Annotated in this window: 11 protein-coding genes; 6 read left to right on the forward strand and 5 right to left on the reverse strand. The window is 36.1% G+C overall.

Annotation, left to right across the window (positions count from 1 at the left end; all coding sequences use genetic code 11):
• The first annotated feature begins 5 nt into the window (after positions 1-5).
• The 3 genes from hisS to A3GM_RS0102355 all read left to right on the forward strand — a co-directional run bounded on the left by hisS (position 6) and on the right by A3GM_RS0102355 (position 5,375).
• A complete protein-coding gene (gene hisS, locus A3GM_RS0102345; protein ID WP_018361780.1) occupies positions 6-1,367 on the forward strand; it encodes a histidine--tRNA ligase in 1,362 nt (453 codons plus the stop codon).
• Positions 1,368-1,609: 242 nt separating this feature from the next.
• Positions 1,610-4,429 carry a subtilase family N-terminal domain-containing protein gene (locus A3GM_RS0102350; RefSeq protein ID WP_018361781.1) on the forward strand — a complete coding sequence of 940 codons (2,820 nt, stop codon included), beginning with the start codon at positions 1,610-1,612 and terminating at the stop codon, positions 4,427-4,429.
• A 4-nt stretch (positions 4,430-4,433) separates the two neighbouring features.
• The gene (locus tag A3GM_RS0102355; protein WP_018361782.1) at positions 4,434-5,375 is read left to right on the forward strand and encodes a PorV/PorQ family protein; all 942 of its coding nucleotides are present in this window, start codon (positions 4,434-4,436) and stop codon (positions 5,373-5,375) included.
• A gap of 118 nt (positions 5,376-5,493) precedes the next feature.
• On the opposite strand, the gene A3GM_RS0102360 is transcribed toward A3GM_RS0102355, so the two are convergent.
• From A3GM_RS0102360 to A3GM_RS0102385, 5 genes are all read right to left on the reverse strand, one after another.
• Positions 5,494-6,717 carry a sialidase family protein gene (locus tag A3GM_RS0102360; protein WP_018361783.1) on the reverse strand — a complete coding sequence of 408 codons (1,224 nt, stop codon included), beginning with the start codon at positions 6,715-6,717 and terminating at the stop codon, positions 5,494-5,496.
• Positions 6,718-6,954: 237 nt separating this feature from the next.
• A complete protein-coding gene (locus tag A3GM_RS0102370) occupies positions 6,955-7,671 on the reverse strand; it encodes an ATP-binding cassette domain-containing protein (RefSeq protein WP_025829681.1) in 717 nt (238 codons plus the stop codon).
• 97 nt (positions 7,672-7,768) lie between these two features.
• Positions 7,769-11,101 carry a preprotein translocase subunit SecA gene (gene secA, locus A3GM_RS0102375; protein ID WP_018361785.1) on the reverse strand — a complete coding sequence of 1,111 codons (3,333 nt, stop codon included), beginning with the start codon at positions 11,099-11,101 and terminating at the stop codon, positions 7,769-7,771.
• A 103-nt stretch (positions 11,102-11,204) separates the two neighbouring features.
• A complete protein-coding gene (locus A3GM_RS0102380; protein ID WP_018361786.1) occupies positions 11,205-12,563 on the reverse strand; it encodes an alkaline phosphatase family protein in 1,359 nt (452 codons plus the stop codon).
• Complete coding sequence (locus A3GM_RS0102385; RefSeq protein WP_238299175.1) at positions 12,564-13,682, reverse strand: lipoprotein N-acyltransferase Lnb domain-containing protein; 1,119 nt, start codon at positions 13,680-13,682, stop codon at positions 12,564-12,566.
• Positions 13,683-13,859: 177 nt separating this feature from the next.
• On the opposite strand from A3GM_RS0102385, the gene bamG reads away from it, so the two are divergent.
• The 3 genes from bamG to A3GM_RS0102400 are packed head-to-tail and all read left to right on the forward strand — an operon-like array spanning position 13,860 to position 17,127.
• The gene (gene bamG / locus A3GM_RS0102390; protein WP_018361788.1) at positions 13,860-15,161 is read left to right on the forward strand and encodes a BamG family beta-barrel-assembly machinery protein; all 1,302 of its coding nucleotides are present in this window, start codon (positions 13,860-13,862) and stop codon (positions 15,159-15,161) included.
• Positions 15,146-15,820, forward strand: a complete 675-nt coding sequence (gene lptC / locus A3GM_RS0102395) for an LPS export ABC transporter periplasmic protein LptC (protein ID WP_240430781.1) — start codon at positions 15,146-15,148, stop codon at positions 15,818-15,820. Before bamG ends, lptC begins: the two co-directional genes overlap by 16 nt.
• A 44-nt stretch (positions 15,821-15,864) precedes the next feature.
• Positions 15,865-17,127, forward strand: coding sequence for a hemolysin family protein (locus tag A3GM_RS0102400; RefSeq protein WP_018361790.1), 1,263 nt, complete (start codon positions 15,865-15,867; stop codon positions 17,125-17,127).
• Positions 17,128-17,245: the final 118 nt, after the last annotated feature.

Consider the following 17,245-nt stretch of genomic DNA (forward strand, 5'->3'; position numbering starts at 1 on the left):
AACGAATGGCAAACAAACCAAATATACCTAAAGGCACAAGAGATTTCTCTCCTTTAGAGATGATTAAACGAAACTATATATTCAATACCATCAAAGATGTGTATAAATTATATGGTTTCCAACAAATCGAAACACCTGCAATGGAGTCGTTACAGACCCTCATGGGCAAGTATGGAGATGAGGGAGATAAACTACTTTTCAAAATACTTAACTCTGGAGATTACCTTAAAAAGGTTTCAGACGATGAACTATTGCAACGCAATCCTCTAAAACTTGCACCTCAACTATGCGAAAAAGGCTTGAGATATGACTTAACAGTACCTTTCGCTCGATATGTTGTTATGCATAGAGAAGAGCTTCAAATGCCTTTCAAACGATATCAAATACAACCTGTTTGGCGTGCAGACAGACCTCAAAAAGGCCGTTACAGAGAATTTTATCAATGTGATGCCGACGTAGTTGGTTCTGATTCTCTTCTAAATGAAGTTGAGTTGGTGCAAATTATGGATACTGTTTTCACCAAATTTGGTATCAGAGTACAAATCAAAATCAACAATAGAAAGATTCTAACAGGTATCGCTGAGGTTATAGGTGAAGCCGAAAAGATTATTGATATTACTGTTGCAATAGACAAACTCGATAAAATTGGCATTGATAATGTTAACAAAGAACTAAAAGAAAACGGTATAAGCGACGAAGCCATAACAAAACTTCAACCCATTATTGCACTGAAAGGTAGTAATGAAGACAAGCTTAATACCTTACAAGAAGTTCTTTCTACCTCTGAGATTGGCTTAAAAGGAATTGAAGAAACACGCTACATTCTAAATAAGCTATCTTCTGTTGACATTCAAAATGAAATTGAACTTGATCTAACTCTTGCACGTGGACTAAACTATTACACTGGAGCTATATTCGAAGTAAAAGCCCTTGATGTTGCAATTGGCAGTATTACAGGTGGCGGACGCTATGATAATTTAACTGGAATCTTTGGAATGCCAGGCATAAGTGGCGTTGGAATTAGCTTTGGAGCAGATAGAATATACGACGTTTTGAATACTCTTGACTTGTATCCACATGAAAGTGTAGAACAAACTCAAATTCTTTTCATCAACTTTGGTGAAGAAGAGGTTAGCTATTGTCTTCCTATCGCAACCCAACTGCGTAATAATGGAGTTTTCACAGAAGTGTTCCCCGACAACACTAAGATGAAAAAGCAAATGAATTATGCCAATGCAAAGCAGATTCCATTTGTAGTTATTGCTGGCGAAAACGAAATAAAAGAAGGCAAACTAACACTTAAAAATATGGTTACAGGTGAGCAATCACTTCTTACAAAAGAAGAACTTATTGCTCAATTCCAATAAGACTATCAACTCGCTTGCAAGTAATTAGTTCCTTTATTCAAAGCAACAATGACTGAAAAGCAAAATGAAAAACATAGAGAATGAATTTGTTTTAGTACCAATCAGTGCATAAACAAATCTTTCTCTATGCTTTTTAAATAGATTTTTACCTAATATTTTCTTATTTATAAAATGAGAATCTAGATTAAAAGACATTTTATAGAACTATCTCAACATTGTCGAAAACATTCTATTTTATAACAATGAAGCAATATTTTATATACGCATCTCTTGCACTTCTATGTTGGTCATGCCAAGATAGCACTATTATCAACGAAAACGAAACCCCTCCTTCGATATCTTCTACTAAGCAAATAGAAGACTACGTCATTAACGTTAAGTTTACAAAAGAGGTTATCTCTCAAATAGATAACAATAGAAATCAACTTACTTTACCAACAGGTAATACAGAACTCGACAACTATCTTTCTTCTATAGGGGCGGAAAAAGCCACTAGAACCTTTCCTTATGCGGGTAAGCACGAAGCAACTCAAAAAGAAGAAGGATTGAACTTGTGGTACACAATCACTCTAAACCACACAAAGAACGCAGTTACCAGAGCTTTAAACAACAAAAAGAACAGCAATATTACACAAGTTGTAGAACCTGTTTACACTCCTAAATTAGAAGAGTATACTGTTGTTGAAGCCTCAACTAGCAACACACGCTCTTCTCTTGATGCTCCTTTTGACGACCCTTATTGGCCTCTTCAATGGGATTTATATAACAAAGGAAATATAGGTAACTACACAGATACCGACGGAAAGAGGATTATTAGCTCTATAAAAGATGCAGATATAAACGTAATCAATGCATGGCAACAAACCAAAGGAAATCCTAATGTGATTGTTTCTGTGGTTGATGGTGGTGTAGATATTGAACACGAAGACCTTAAGGACAATCTTTGGGTGAATGAAGGAGAAATTCCCGACAATGGAATAGACGACGACAACAATGGCTATATTGACGATGTCAATGGCTATAACTTTGTTGATAACAAAGGAACTATTGTGCCTCAAGACCACGGAACACATGTGGCTGGAACCATAGCAGCGAAAAATAACAATAAAAAAGGTATATGTGGAATTGCTGGAGGTGATGGAACTCCCAACTCTGGAGCACGTATAATGGTTTGTCAAATATTTAAACCTAATCCTAATTACAATCCCAATCTTCCTAATTCACATAGAGATCTCTCTACAAGAGATGCAACAGTAACAGCTGCTGCCATTGTTTATGGAGCAAACAACGGGGCTTTAATTAGTCAAAACTCGTGGGGATACGATAGCGAAGTAAAGAAAGAGCCACAAGTAATACGTGATGCTATCGACTATTTCATTAAATATGCAGGTTCAAAACCAAACTCTTTAATGAAAGGTGGCATTGTTTTCTTTGCAGCAGGAAACTCTGGTAGTGAAGAAAAAGAATATCCAGGAGCAAATGAAAACGTTATTGCTGTTGCGGCAGCAGCACCTGATTACACTGCTGCATGGTATACTAACTATGGTAATTGGGTCGATATTCTTGCTCCAGGAGGTAGCAGTCCACATAACAAACGCTATCCTCTTCAAAGCGGAAAGCCCACTTCTGAAATATTAAGTACGCTTCCTTCACAGAACAATATAAGTAAATACGGATATCTTCAGGGTACATCAATGGCGTGTCCTCACATGTCTGGAATTGCTGCTCTTGCCATTTCTAAGTTTGGAAGCGATTCTTTCACAGCAGAAGAACTGAAGCAACGCATTCTTTCAGGAGTGAAATCCATTGATTTAAGAGATTATAACGAGAGTAAATACACCAATAAATTGGGTATAGGTTATGCCGATGCAGCTCTAACTCTTGAAGAATTTGATATGAACACACCTGCCTCTACACCTGAATTCGTAACAAGCGAGACTCAAAGTAGCTATACTTCTATTCAACTAGGACTAACAAGTAGTTCTATTACCAGCGACAATACTTTCAGATATCGCATTTATTATTCTACACAACCCATTATTTCTGTAGATAATAACACAGACAATGTTTCGTATAGAGATATTCCAGCTTATTACAATACAAGCAATAACAAACTAAAAGTCACAATTGATGAGCTACAACCTGGCACAAAATATTACTTTGCAGTGAAGACATTTGCTCGAAACGGCAAAGCATCTAACCTCGTTGTATATAATAGTTCCATAGCAACTCTTGTCAACACCGCTCCCGAAATTATTGCTAATAAGAATGTTTCTGAACCCTTTGAAGTAGCAGGTAAAGATACTTTGCGTCTTACTTTCAAGATTATAGATAAAGAAAATCATAGTTTTACCTACGAAATATCTAAAAGATCATTCATCGAAATTGATCAGAAGAAAGAGGAAGCCACAATTCTTGTATGGGCTGAAAAGATGTTTGAAGGTAAAAACTCATTCATCATCACAGCAAAAGACGAGCTAGGTGCATTGAGAACTCTTGAAGTTTTCTTTATAAAAAAACAAGATAAAGCCCCTACTCTCAACGCTTTTGCACGTAATATCTATCTTGAAAAAGGTGAAGAAAAGGTCATACCACTCACTTCTTTCATTATTGATGAAGACCCACAAAGCGTTCAAATTGAGATAAAAAACCAACTCCACAAGAGTGTTAAGGCGTCAATTAAAGACCAAATGCTTACCCTTAAAGGACTACAATTTGGCGAATCTACTCTTTCTTTATTGCTAACTGATAAGCATAATCAAACAAGTAGCGTTGATATTACACCTTATGTATATATGAACAAAGGCATTCTTAGTCTGTTCCCAACCATTGCAAATAAGAATGTTTATATCAAACTAGGTGACAAAATACAAAACAATGTGAAGATTGAGATACGCAATAGTGCCAATAAAATGGTGTTTGAACAAAGTTATAACACATCAACTATCAACTCATCTCAAAACACTTTACACATTAACACTAGCTCTTTCGCACCAGGAAGATATCAAGTGGTGTTGAAAGCAAACAACCAACAATATCAAGAATATTTCTTTAAGCAATAGATTTATGAGAAATGTCATTATAACAACATTGGGCTTACTAGCCTTTTCATCACAAGCCAATGCCCAAAGTCGCCCTATGCCCCTACTAGAAATGCCTGTTTCGGCAGAGGCATTATCAGTTGGTAACACCTTAAAGGGTAGCCAACAAAGTCACTATATATTCACTAATCCATCTTCTATGATGCAACAAGGCTCTAAAATGAATATTAGTTATGGGTCTGAACTTATTTCTTCAAAAGGCAACACTTCCTCTCTTCATATCATTGATGGAGCTATTAAACATCAAAAGAATGCTTTCTTTGCAGGCGTAAGATATTGGCATATTGGCAGTAAAGATACCTTTGTGGGTTTAACTGAGCACGAAACAAATCATAAGAAGATAACTGAAATAGCTTTTTCTATTGATTTAGGCTATGCCTATCAGTGGAATAAGCACCTAACATCATATGTAACAACGGGCTATTCACACGAATCAGGCGTTACAAAACAACACGCTTGGCAAAATAATATTGGTATTACATGGAACGATTCTACGCACTTGATAGGAAAAGACTTTACTTATAACATTGGAATATCTGCCGATCATTTAGGTGTTATCAGTTATCGTAAGGTAACTAAAGCACTTTCTCCTCGCTTATCTGTTGGTGGAAGTGCTCATATGATGCTCACAAATGCTCACCAAATAGAACTATTTGCAGATGCAGGCCTATACCCTTCTATCCAAAAAAGAAAGTCATCTACAGAATGTTCTCTTGGTATTGGATATGCTCTCAATAATAAAATTAGAGTTAGGATGGGTCGCCATTTAGGTGACAAGGATAATTATTGGACTATGGGCGCAGGCTATACTACTCCAAAATTCAATATTTTTGCAGCTGCAAAGCTTACTCCAAGTAGCGAACAACCTAATATTTATATGCTCAATCTAGGATTTAATATTAAGTAAAAACATCATTAAACTATTTCACCTAGATAGTAATAACATAGAAAAAGACCTTTAGATCATTCAAACTTATGAACCAATCTAAAGGTCTTTCTTTTATTTATATATCAAAAAGCTTATCTTATTTCTTTCTATAAGTGTACTTACCTGCTGTGATTGTCTCAATAGAAAGCGGTAAATAAGTTAGCTCGTGAAGGTCTTTTGGTGCTTCTTCATAGAAAAATCCTAGCTTACCATCTGCTTGAACACACATTGTACTATAAGAAGAATTGGTGTTTGACACTTTATAAACGCCGTTCCAATCAGATGCAATGTCCATAGAAGAAATGCTATTCTTCTTATTTTTGATTAAAGATCCCATGTCTTTATAATACACAGAAACATCTTTTCTACCAGGACCAGCAGGTATACTTTGTAAAAGTAGATATGTTTTTGCTCCTGTTAGTGTTTCTTTTGCAGGAACTAAAAGTACTTCTCCGTTGCAAGGTGTACCAGCATTAGCTATTCCTCCCTTTGCTTTTCTTGAGTCAACTTCTACTTCCCAAGCTCCAATAGCTTTCTTTAAATCTTTGAAATGGAAGATATTGAAATAGCGACCACCATCTTTTCTACTTGAAATAATTACTGAACCATCTGGCAACTCTTCGCATTTCACTTCGTCACCTTGAGGTGCACACGATTCTGTTGCACTGCCAAGAACATTCCAAGTATCTCCAAAATCATCAGAATAAACTACAAAGTTGCCCTTACGTGTACACAAAGCGGCATAAACACGATAATATTTTCCTACCTTTACAATTGACGATTGGCACACTTTTCCAGACGACATAAACATACTTGGATTAGTGTTATTAAAGAGTTTGTTATAGAACTCGTTTGTATGGTCTTTTGGTTTTGTCCAAACCCATTGTTTCTTTATATTATCATAAGACGCTCTTAAGGTCTCAATTCTCATAGGATGCTCAACGGTTGAACGTTGATAAGGAATATCACCTGATGCGCATACCAATAAAAGTTCATTATTTTTACGATCTGCAACCAAGCAAGCATCACCATAACCAGCATCTACTCCTTTACCAGTTCCTTCGATAATGATTTGCTCATCACTCCAAGTTTTTCCGTTATCTTTACTTGTTTTCATAACAAGGTCTACCCTTCCATAGCCAATATCGGCACCACAAGGACGATAATCGACAATGGCAACGAGCTCACCTTTTACAGTATTAACGATAGCAGGAATACGATAAGGATACTTTCTTACGCTATCTGTCTTAAACAAAACGGTTTGTGCAGCTACAGAAAGAGTGCAACAAAAAAGTAAAATGAGTGTGTAAAAACGGTTCATAATTGTTTATTTTATGTTTTTAATAACTGTTTTATATCAATACTATATTACAAAGATAAAGAATTTAAATGACATTCCATAATATGTTTTATCTTTCTTTTAAAGAACAGCTATCTTATTGCATTGTAAAAGAGATGTTATTACATAGTAAAAGCATTGCTTTTGAAACTCAAAAACAATGCTTTTATAATATCAATAATATGCTATCATTTTCTATTCAGTAAGGAACTAAAAATATTAAGATTCGAAATAAGTTTGTAGTTCAGCCTCGGCTACCTTATTAGTATTCTCGAGATCTTTAATGATATTCCCTTTCTCAAGTAATAATATACGCTGTGAAATATCAATGGTATGTTGAATATTATGACTGCTTATTATCACTATAGCTTGATGTTCTTCACAATATGCTTGCAACAGATGCTTTAATATATTTTGAGAAGAAGGGTCTAGGAAGTTAAAAGGTTCATCTAATAGCACCAATGAAGGATGTAACAAGAATGCAGCCACTATGCCTACCTTTTGTTTGTTGCCTGCAGATAAATTGCGAATGAGCATATTTGTGCCCAAAATATCGCCTCCTATAAAACGTGAGAAGAAAGTTAAATTATTCTCTAACTGCTCGTCTGAGATATTAGAAAGCTGTGCAATAAAACGTAAATATTCGTCTGCTGTCAAGAAATCAATTAAAAACGAATTATCAACAAAAGCACCTACAAATGGTTTCCACTTATCATTTTCGGTAGAAGAATAAGTGAGTTGCTCGTCAATATGATAATTAACAACTCCCGAAGTGGCACGAAGCAAATCTAACATCAGCATAAAAAGAGTTGTTTTTCCTGCTCCATTGTTTCCAACAAGTCCTACTATTCCAGGCTTTTCAATATCAAGGTACTCGATATTAAGGACTGTTTTATTATCGTATTGCTTTGTGAGTTGATTGATTTCGACCTTCATAAATAGTTCTAATCTAAAAATAAAGAGGTAGAAGCAAGAGCTTTCGCTCTCCTCTTCCACCTCTTATTATAATTAATTTCTTATAAGAAAAGAATGTTTAAACAATGCCTTTTCCATGGCAATTCTTAAACTTCTTACCGCTTCCACATGGACATGGGTCATTACGTCCAGGCTCTTTATCTTTCACATAAGGTGTATGATTCACCTGGTCTGCACCTTCTCGGGTATCGTAATTAGCCGCTTGTTGATGTGCTTCACGATCTAAATCTTCCTTTTGTTCAGTGTATTGTTGTGAATGTTGCTCTGGTGCAGCCTCTTGAACCTCATCTCCTGGAGCCTCTAAGATTTGTGCACGCATCAAGATACTAACAATCTTGTTGTTCATCTCATTCACCATTGAGTCGAATAGCTTAACACTTTCGAGTTTAAACACTAACAATGGGTCTTTTTGTTCATATGAAGCATTTTGCACACTGTGGCGAAGTTCATCTAATTGACGTAGATTCTCTTTCCAACAATCATCGATTGTGCCTAGAATAATGGTACGTTCGAATTGCTTAACCACATCTTTTGCTTCTGTATCGTAAGCTTCTTTCAAATTACAAGGAATGTTGTAACCACGTTGTCCATCTACAATAGGAACAAGAATACGTTCGTATCTGTCGCCTTGTTCTTCGTAAATAGGCTTAATTACGTTCCAAGCTACACTTTGAATTCTGTCTGTTTTACGTTTGAATGCAGCCATTGCAGATTGGAATGCACGCTCACAAAGATCTATTCTGTTTGCATTATTGAATTCATTCTCATCGAATGGCAATTCCATTGCAAGGACTTTCAAGAATGATTCTTTACAACCTTCAAAGTCGTTTGTCTCAATAATATTAACAACTCGGTCCCAAATGATGTTCACAATGTCCATACCTATACGCTCACCCATCAATGCATGACGACGTTTTTCATAGATAACGGTACGTTGTTTATTCATAACATCATCGTATTCAAGTAGATGTTTACGAATACCGAAGTTGTTTTCTTCTACCTTCTTCTGTGCTCTTTCGATACTCTTAGAGATCATTGGAGCCTCAATTCGTTCACCTTCCTTAAATCCAAGACGGTCCATTATGCTCGCAATACGCTCAGATGCGAACAAACGCATAAGCTTATCTTCTAGAGATACATAGAAAACAGAAGAACCTGGGTCTCCTTGTCGACCTGCACGACCACGTAACTGACGGTCAACACGACGGCTTTCGTGTCTTTCTGTACCTATAATTGCAAGACCACCAGCATCTTTTACTTCTTGAGAAAGCTTGATGTCGGTACCACGTCCCGCCATGTTTGTTGCAATAGTAACGGCACCCTTACCGTCTTTACTTTGTCCTGCTTCAGCCACAATGAGTGCTTCTTGCTGGTGAAGTTTAGCATTAAGAACATTATGAGGAATGTTTCTGAGTTTCAACATACGTGAAAGTAGCTCAGAAATCTCTACAGATGTAGTACCAACAAGACAAGGACGACCGCTATTACGCATTTCTTCTACCTCATCAATCACAGCAGCATATTTCTCACGTGCAGTCTTATAAACTCTATCGTCCATATCTTTTCGCAAGATAGGTTTATTAGTTGGGATCTCAACTACATCCAATTTATAGATATCCCAAAGCTCTCCTGCCTCAGTACTTGCAGTACCTGTCATACCTGAAAGCTTGTGATACATACGGAAATAGTTCTGCAATGTGATAGTAGCAAATGTCTGAGTTGCAGCCTCAACCTTTACATGTTCTTTCGCTTCGATAGCTTGATGCAAACCATCACTCCATCTTCTACCATCCATAATACGACCTGTTTGCTCGTCAACGATCTTCACTTCACCGTCCATAATAACGTATTCGTCGTCTTTATTGAACATAGTGTAAGCCTTAAGCAATTGTTGTAGAGTGTGAACACGTTCGCTTTGTACTGCAAAATGGTTGAGAAGAGCATCTTTCTTATCCAATCTTTCTTGGTCAGACAAGTTAGTTTCTTTCTCAAGTTCAGACAATTGAGTTGCAATATCGGGTAGAACGAATAGTTCTTTGTTATTTACTTCTTTAGCTAACCAATCGGTTCCACGGTCTGTAAGGTCACAACCATTCTGCTTTTCATCAACAACAAAGAATAAAGGTTCAACCGCTTTAGGCATCTCACGGTTATTGTTTTGCATGTAATACTCTTCTGTTTTGAGCATACCTGCTTTGATTCCTTCTTCTGAAAGGAACTTAATGAGAGGCTTATTCTTAGGCAATGATTTATAAGAACGATAGAGAGCAAGGAATCCTTCCTCTGTTAATTTATCGTCTTTCTTCTCTCTTCCCTCAGCAATTTTTTGCTTAGCCTCGCTTAAATATTGTGTTGCTAGACGGCGTTGAACCTCTACAAGGCGTTCAACTAGTGGTTGATACTCTTCGAACATTTGATCATCTCCCTTAGGAATAGGACCTGATATAATCAAAGGAGTACGAGCATCGTCAATCAATACCGAGTCAACCTCATCGACAATAGCATAGTTATGCTTACGTTGTACAAGGTCTGCAGGAGATATTGCCATGTTATCACGAAGATAATCGAAACCAAATTCATTATTTGTTCCAAAGGTAATATCTGCTTCATACGCCTTTCTTCTCTCTGGAGAGTTAGGACGATGCTTATCAATACAATCAACTTTAAATCCATGGAACTCGTAAAGTGGACCCATCCACTCGCTATCTCGTTTTGCAAGATAATCGTTTACGGTTACGACATGAACGCCATTACCTGTTAAGGCATTAAGGAATACAGGCAAAGTAGACACCAATGTCTTACCTTCACCAGTGGCCATTTCGGCAATTTTACCTTGATGTAGAGCGATACCACCGAAGATTTGAACATCATAGTGAATCATTTCCCACTTCAAGTCGTTACCACCTGCAGTCCAGTGGTTATGGTATATCGCTTTGTCACCATCGATAGTTACAAAGTCTTTGCTTGGATCTGCCGCCAAATCTCTATCGTAATCAGTTGCAGTTACAACTGTTTCTTCGTTTTGAGCAAAGCGTCTTGCAGTATCTTTTACAATTGAGAATGCAACAGGCATCACTTCATTTAGAGCTGTTTCATATATCTCTAAGACTTCTTTTTCTAGCTTATCGATCTGATTAAAAATAGCTTCTCTCTCGTCAATAGGAGTTTCTTCAATGCTTGCTTTAAGCTTTGCTATCTCTTCTTTTTGCGCTTCTCCAGAGTTTTGAACATAGTTCTTTATTTCTAAAGTCTTTGCTCTTAGTTCGTCGTTACTTAACTTTTCAATCTCGGGATATACAGCTTTTACTTTCTCAACAAGTGGTTGTATGAGCTTCATGTCACGTGTTGACTTGTTTCCGAAGAGTGATTGTAGGAATTTATTAAAATTCATTTGTATGATGTTTTTATTATTTACGGACTTAATTTGAATTAATGTAAAGTGCTGCAAATTTAACAAATATAATTCAGAAAATAGCACTTTTAATGGCACTTCTTTAGAAAAGAGGTGCTAAAGCACATGCATTTGGGGCACGAATGTGTATTGCATTCGCTATTGTTGGTGCAATATGCTCTACAAGAACACGTTCCTTTACTTGTTCTGGCTTAAGATTTAAGCCGTAAAAAATAATGGGGAAAGGAACAAAAGAAAGTCTTGAAATAACCGAGTGATGTGTATCTTCATTTAACAATCTCCACCCTGGAGTAATATCTAAAATGATATCACCACTTACCGCTGTAGGATATACTGATTTATGAACATCTACAACTCCTGCATTTTGTTTAAGAAAATCTTTTGATTTATTGTATACTTCATCTAAAGAAAGACGTTTGTCTTCTATAAACTTACGATTTAAGTAAATCTGATTATTGTAATATGCATCTACATATTTGCCTTGTCCATACACAGCACTTAAGAACATGTTCAGCAAAGATGCAGTTCTATTGATGTAGAAAGTGCCTGTTGGGATCTTATATTTCGAATAATCAATTGCGTTTTCTGTATCATATCCAGTGCTTGTCAACACAAACAGCACCTTATCACGTCCTATTTTATTTTCAATATGTTGAATAAGACGGGTTAGAACTCTATCAAGTCCAATATAAACACCTTCAAAACCATTCTTTTCTTGTTGAGCAACTTCATTACTTGCGCTTAAAGTTATGGCCAAATAATCAGTTATTTCATCTCGTCCAATAGCATTACCATCAAGACATTCTAATGCCAAATGTGCCACATTGTCATTATCCTTAGTCTCTTGCTTTCCTCCAAGAAGACTATTAAATGCTTTTATCCACTTTTGAATAGACAAAGGATAATAATCTGAAGTTCTCCATTTCTTTGTCTTTTCATCAAGCCATAAAGCCCCATCAGCAGCATGACCTACAGACAAAACGGCAGCATCTCGATCTTTTGCAACGCTATAAACAAGAGCACTTCCTGCCGATGCTATTTTCAATTCATCTGCAAGTGTAGTTGTTGCGATGAATGATGGAGATGTATGATACTTCAAATCGTCAACACTCGACTCTATTTTTAAGGTCCTTCTATTAAGCCAATTGTTTGCAACAATACCGTTATACAAAGGAGAAGTACCTGTTGATAAAGCAGCAACAGCCGACGATCGGTCTAAAGGAGAGAATGAATAAGAGGCTTGTTTATATACTTTTCCTTCTGAGAAAAGTTTCTTAAATCCTCCAGTTCCATATAAAGCGGCAAAGCGTTCGATATAATCTGTTCTCAATTGGTCGATAGTTATATTCACAACTAATCGAGGAGCTTTAAGCATTTGCTGTGCATGAATGCCTAAACCCGATAACATTGCCAATATGAAAGCAGAAAGATATCTATTCATTTACTTTACCTTATCCAAGTATTTTATATTTACTACACATCTTATTAACAAAGATAATGCCAAAAAATACATTCCTTCGGCATAGGTTTGAAATAAACCTAAGAACATAAAGAGCAAAATAAAGCCTGCAAGTACTTTCCAATAAGTATGTGCTTTATGCTTCATTTCTTTCGAAACCACAGACCATAACATAATGAGCGACAGCGGATTGAGCAGTAATATCTGGAAGTTTAACTGCACTGTTGGATGCTGTGAGAATATCATTGCAAATAGAATCAATCCTGAAAGGCCTGTTATTAGCAGTAAAAAGGCATCTAAATACCACATAATTACATTGTTTTTAACCTGCAAAAGCGATGCTATTACAACGCAACAAAATACACCTATTATTATATATAGAGGACGAATAGGTCCTGGAGCGCCTTTGCTTTCTTCTGAATTAGGTAGAATTTGTATGGTCTCGGTAACCAACTTACGTTTTATTTGCTGATCAGAAACAATGCTTGCGGTACCAAAATCGACCATTAATTGATGTGGTAAAAATTGCTTTTGCTCAAAACTTAAAGGCTTATCTGCCATCACTCCCAATAAAAGATCATTTCCAAAACGTGCCCATAAATGGTTCTCTGTGCATTGATGAACAACAGTTCTATAAGTCACAAGCACTTCTTTTCTACCCCAATATTGCACCTTTCCATTTATATTATCTAACAAAATATCACGTGCTCGTGTTGTGCAATTATCATAAAAATAGTTGTATCGGTAAACTTTATTATTGGGTTCAGCATTTCTTTGTAATGCACTTATAATCCGTTGTTTATCTTCATTTGTTAGATTTAGTTTTTGTTGAACTACCTCACAGCCATAAGTTGCATATTCTGCAACGAAATATTCAAATGGTTCTATGCCCATTTCATAGTCGGTTAGTCCAAAAACAAAACGCAAAATAAAGTATGGCTTTTTGAAAGAAAACATGCCATAATTCACCACAACATCATCACCTGTTTCTTTATTGAACACTCGCAATGCAGTATGTCCATACAAACTATATATCTGATTGTGTGGAGCACAAGTCAATAAACTTATCTCTACAGAATCTAGTTGAATGGAATTATTCAAAGACTCTTGAGCAGATGCTTTGTAAGAAACGAGCAATAATATTACTAAAAATATTGCCTTTATTTTGTATTTTATATATTCCACGATGCAAAAATAACTTATATTTCCCACTTGTAATGCTCTTATCTCGTTTTTTTTCAATAATTTTGCAACGAAAACATTGTAACATTACAATCAATGAAGAAAATAATATCATCTGTTCTAATGTGCGTTGCTTGTGCAACCTCATACGCTCAAAGCGGAACAAACTCACCTTATAGTCAATATGGGATAGGTGTTTTATCTGAAAATCCAGGCGCTCAAAGTCGTGGTATGAATGGTTTAGGAATTGGATTTCATGAAAACAATCAAGTAAACTACCTAAACCCAGCTTCTTATTCGTCTATAGATTCACTCAGCTTTATATTCGATGCAGGTGCATCTGGTCAGATTACCCAATTTAAAGAGCAAGGTTCTACGTTTAATGCACGCAACGGAAACTTTGAATATATTATTGCTGGACTAAGACTTGCAAAGCATTTAGGAGCAAGTTTTGGTTTTGTTCCTTTTACAAACGTTGGATATAGCTATTCTAACTCAGGAAAGATTGTAAATCCTAACGATGGAACAGTAACTCCATATACCAATACTTATAATGGTGTGGGTGGCTTACATCAAGCTTATTTAGGCTTAGGTTGGATGCCAATAAAGAACTTCTCTATCGGAGTTAATGCTTCATATATGTGGGGAAGTTATGAAAGAAGCGTTGTGAATCAATATACTGATGCTTCTATCAACACTCTTTCACGTAATTACACAGCTGATTTCAATAGTATTCACACTACTCTTGGATTCCAATATACACACGCTTTGAGTAAGAAAGATGCTGTTACTTTAGGTGCTACCTATAGTTTTGCACACCAATTAGGCGCAGAACCTGTATTTTCTATTATTTCAAAGAATAGCCAGACCAGTGTTTCTGACACTACAACCTATAACGCAGGTAAGGGTATGAACTTGCCTTCAACTTTGTCTTTAGGTCTTATGTGGAATCATGGTCAGCGCTTAAAGCTAGGAGTTGACTATTCTTTACAAAAATGGTCGACTGCAAAAACACCTGTATATACAGAAACAAACAATGTAGGTTCATACGTGTTAGTTAATAATATGTATAACGACAGACACAAAGTAACACTTGGTGGAGAGTTTTGTCCAAACGTTTCATCTCGTCATTTCTTCTCTCGTATACGCTATAGATTCGGTGCTTCTCTTGCAAGTTCATATCTAAAGATTAACAATATCGATGGACCTAAGGAGTTTAGCATGAGTGCTGGTGTCGGAATTCCTATCATGAATGCATACAATTCACGCTCGCTTCTTAATATTTCAGCACAATGGGTAAACCAAAACAGTAGCTCTTTCATCAAAGAAAATAGCTTCCGCATTAATATTGGTTTAACATTTAACGAGCGTTGGTTCGCAAAATGGAAAGTAGAATAATAATTGTGTCAAAACATTTAATACATATTCTATTTACAATAACTACGGTATGTTCCTTTGTTTGCTGTTCAGAACAAAAGGAACATACCGCTCCTGCTATTCATGAACGTGACTCTGCGTCTGTAATGACATCGTATGGCGTTAATACTTTGATATCAGATTCAGGCGTAATTAAATATCGTATTGTTACAGAACGATGGGAAGTGAACGAAATTAGAAATCCTAAACGATGGATTTTTGAAAAGAGTTTATTCCTAGAACAATTCGATGAGAAATTTCATGTCCAAGCTTTTATCCAATGTGATACGGCTTATTATTTCACTGAACAAAAGCTTTGGGAACTAAGAGGACGTGTAAGAGTGTTAACAAAGGAAGGCTTACGCTATTTTAGTGAGCAGCTCTTTTGGGATCAATCTAAGCATGAAATATACTCACATGTGTACTCTCGCATTGTAACTCCTGAGCGAACACTTCAAGGAAGCTATTTCCGTAGCGATGAAAAGATGACCCGTTATAACATATATAACACTAAGGGTTCATTTGAAAAGGGTGACTTTGGTAGTAAAGAGTCTGAATCTAGTGCTCCAACTGATACCCTACAACAAATAATGAGACAGCCCGCAAGCCCACATCCAAAGCTTAACAGCAATTCATTATAATACATATTACACAGAAAACAATTATTTAAAACTATATTACTCAATTGGATTTACCACTTATTATAGGAATTATTACCACGCTCATTCTATCTGGTTTCTTTTCAGGAATGGAGATTGCATTCGTCTCTAGCAATAGAATGAGAGCAGAAATTGATAAAGAAAAGAAGTCAATTTCTACAAAGTTTATAGATTTCTTTTATCGACATCCAAATGGATTTGTCAGCACTATGCTCGTAGGAAACAACATTGTGTTGGTTATTTATGGTATTCTTACAGCACAATTACTAGACAACACTATCTTTAAAGGATTCGATGCGGGTTTAAGAGTAACGTTAGATACCATCTTTTCTACCATTCTTGTAATCTTTGTTGGTGAGTTTATTCCTAAAACAATCTTTAAGAATAATCCAAATAGTAAGCTTAGTTTTTTCTCACTTCCTGCCTATTTATTTTATTGTTTGCTATGGCCTATAAGCAAAATTACAACCTTTTTATCTAAGGTTGTATTAAAAATATTGGGCAAAAAGCTAGAACATGCTCCTGATGATGGAGAGTTTACAAAGTTAGACCTCGACTATTTGGTACAATCTAGTATTGATAATGCCAAAGGCGATAGCGACATGGTGGAAGAAGTAAAGATCTTTCACAACGTATTAGACTTGTCTGATACTCGTGTTCGTGACTGTATGATTCCACGAACTGAAATTAATGCGATCGATATTAAGACTTGCACAGACCAAGAACTCATGCAACGTTTCACCGAAAGTGGACACTCCAAAATCATTGTTTATAAAGAAAATATCGATAATATCATTGGTTATATCCACAGTTCAGAGATGTTTCATCAAGAAAGAGATTGGAGAACAAGAATTCTTGAGATGCCTTTTGTACCTGAAACAATGGCAGTTAAGAAGCTTATGTCTATTTTCTTGCAACGCAAAAAGAGTCTTGGTGTGGTGATAGATGAGTTCGGTGGCACCAGTGGTTTAATCTCTTTAGAAGACATTGTCGAAGAAATCTTCGGTGAAATTGAAGACGAACACGATAATAAAAAGTACATTGCAAAGCAAACTGAAGATGGACAATACGTTCTATCTGCCCGCTTAGAGATTGATAAAGTAAATGAAATGTTTGACTTAGACATCCCTGAAAGCGATGATTATATGACCATTGGAGGCTTTATATTGCATCACTTCCAAACGTTTCCAAAGCTTAACGAAATCGTAAATATAGACAAGTACGAATTTAAAATTATAAAGAACACCCAAACAAAGATTGAGCTTGTAAAACTAAAAGTAAAGCAATAGAGCCGTTTTTTAAGGTAAATATGTTGTTATTCAATAACTTTTTAGTATTTTTGTGCTCACTTTGTGTTTGCAATGAATCACAAGTTAACACTACTAATGTAACGATTCTTTTGCAACT

The organism is Hoylesella nanceiensis DSM 19126 = JCM 15639, from assembly GCF_000379965.1.
Lineage (GTDB): Bacteria > Bacteroidota > Bacteroidia > Bacteroidales > Bacteroidaceae > Prevotella > Prevotella nanceiensis.

Coding starts and splice junctions, on each gene's coding strand:
- hisS (WP_018361780.1), top strand. CDS start 6: ATGGCAAACAAACCAAATATACCTAAAGGCACAAGAGATTTCTCTCCT.
- A3GM_RS0102350 (WP_018361781.1), top strand. CDS start 1,610: ATGAAGCAATATTTTATATACGCATCTCTTGCACTTCTATGTTGGTCA.
- A3GM_RS0102355 (WP_018361782.1), top strand. CDS start 4,434: ATGAGAAATGTCATTATAACAACATTGGGCTTACTAGCCTTTTCATCA.
- A3GM_RS0102360 (WP_018361783.1), bottom strand. CDS start 6,717: ATGAACCGTTTTTACACACTCATTTTACTTTTTTGTTGCACTCTTTCT.
- A3GM_RS0102370 (WP_025829681.1), bottom strand. CDS start 7,671: ATGAAGGTCGAAATCAATCAACTCACAAAGCAATACGATAATAAAACA.
- secA (WP_018361785.1), bottom strand. CDS start 11,101: ATGAATTTTAATAAATTCCTACAATCACTCTTCGGAAACAAGTCAACA.
- A3GM_RS0102380 (WP_018361786.1), bottom strand. CDS start 12,563: ATGAATAGATATCTTTCTGCTTTCATATTGGCAATGTTATCGGGTTTA.
- bamG (WP_018361788.1), top strand. CDS start 13,860: ATGAAGAAAATAATATCATCTGTTCTAATGTGCGTTGCTTGTGCAACC.
- lptC (WP_240430781.1), top strand. CDS start 15,146: ATGGAAAGTAGAATAATAATTGTGTCAAAACATTTAATACATATTCTA.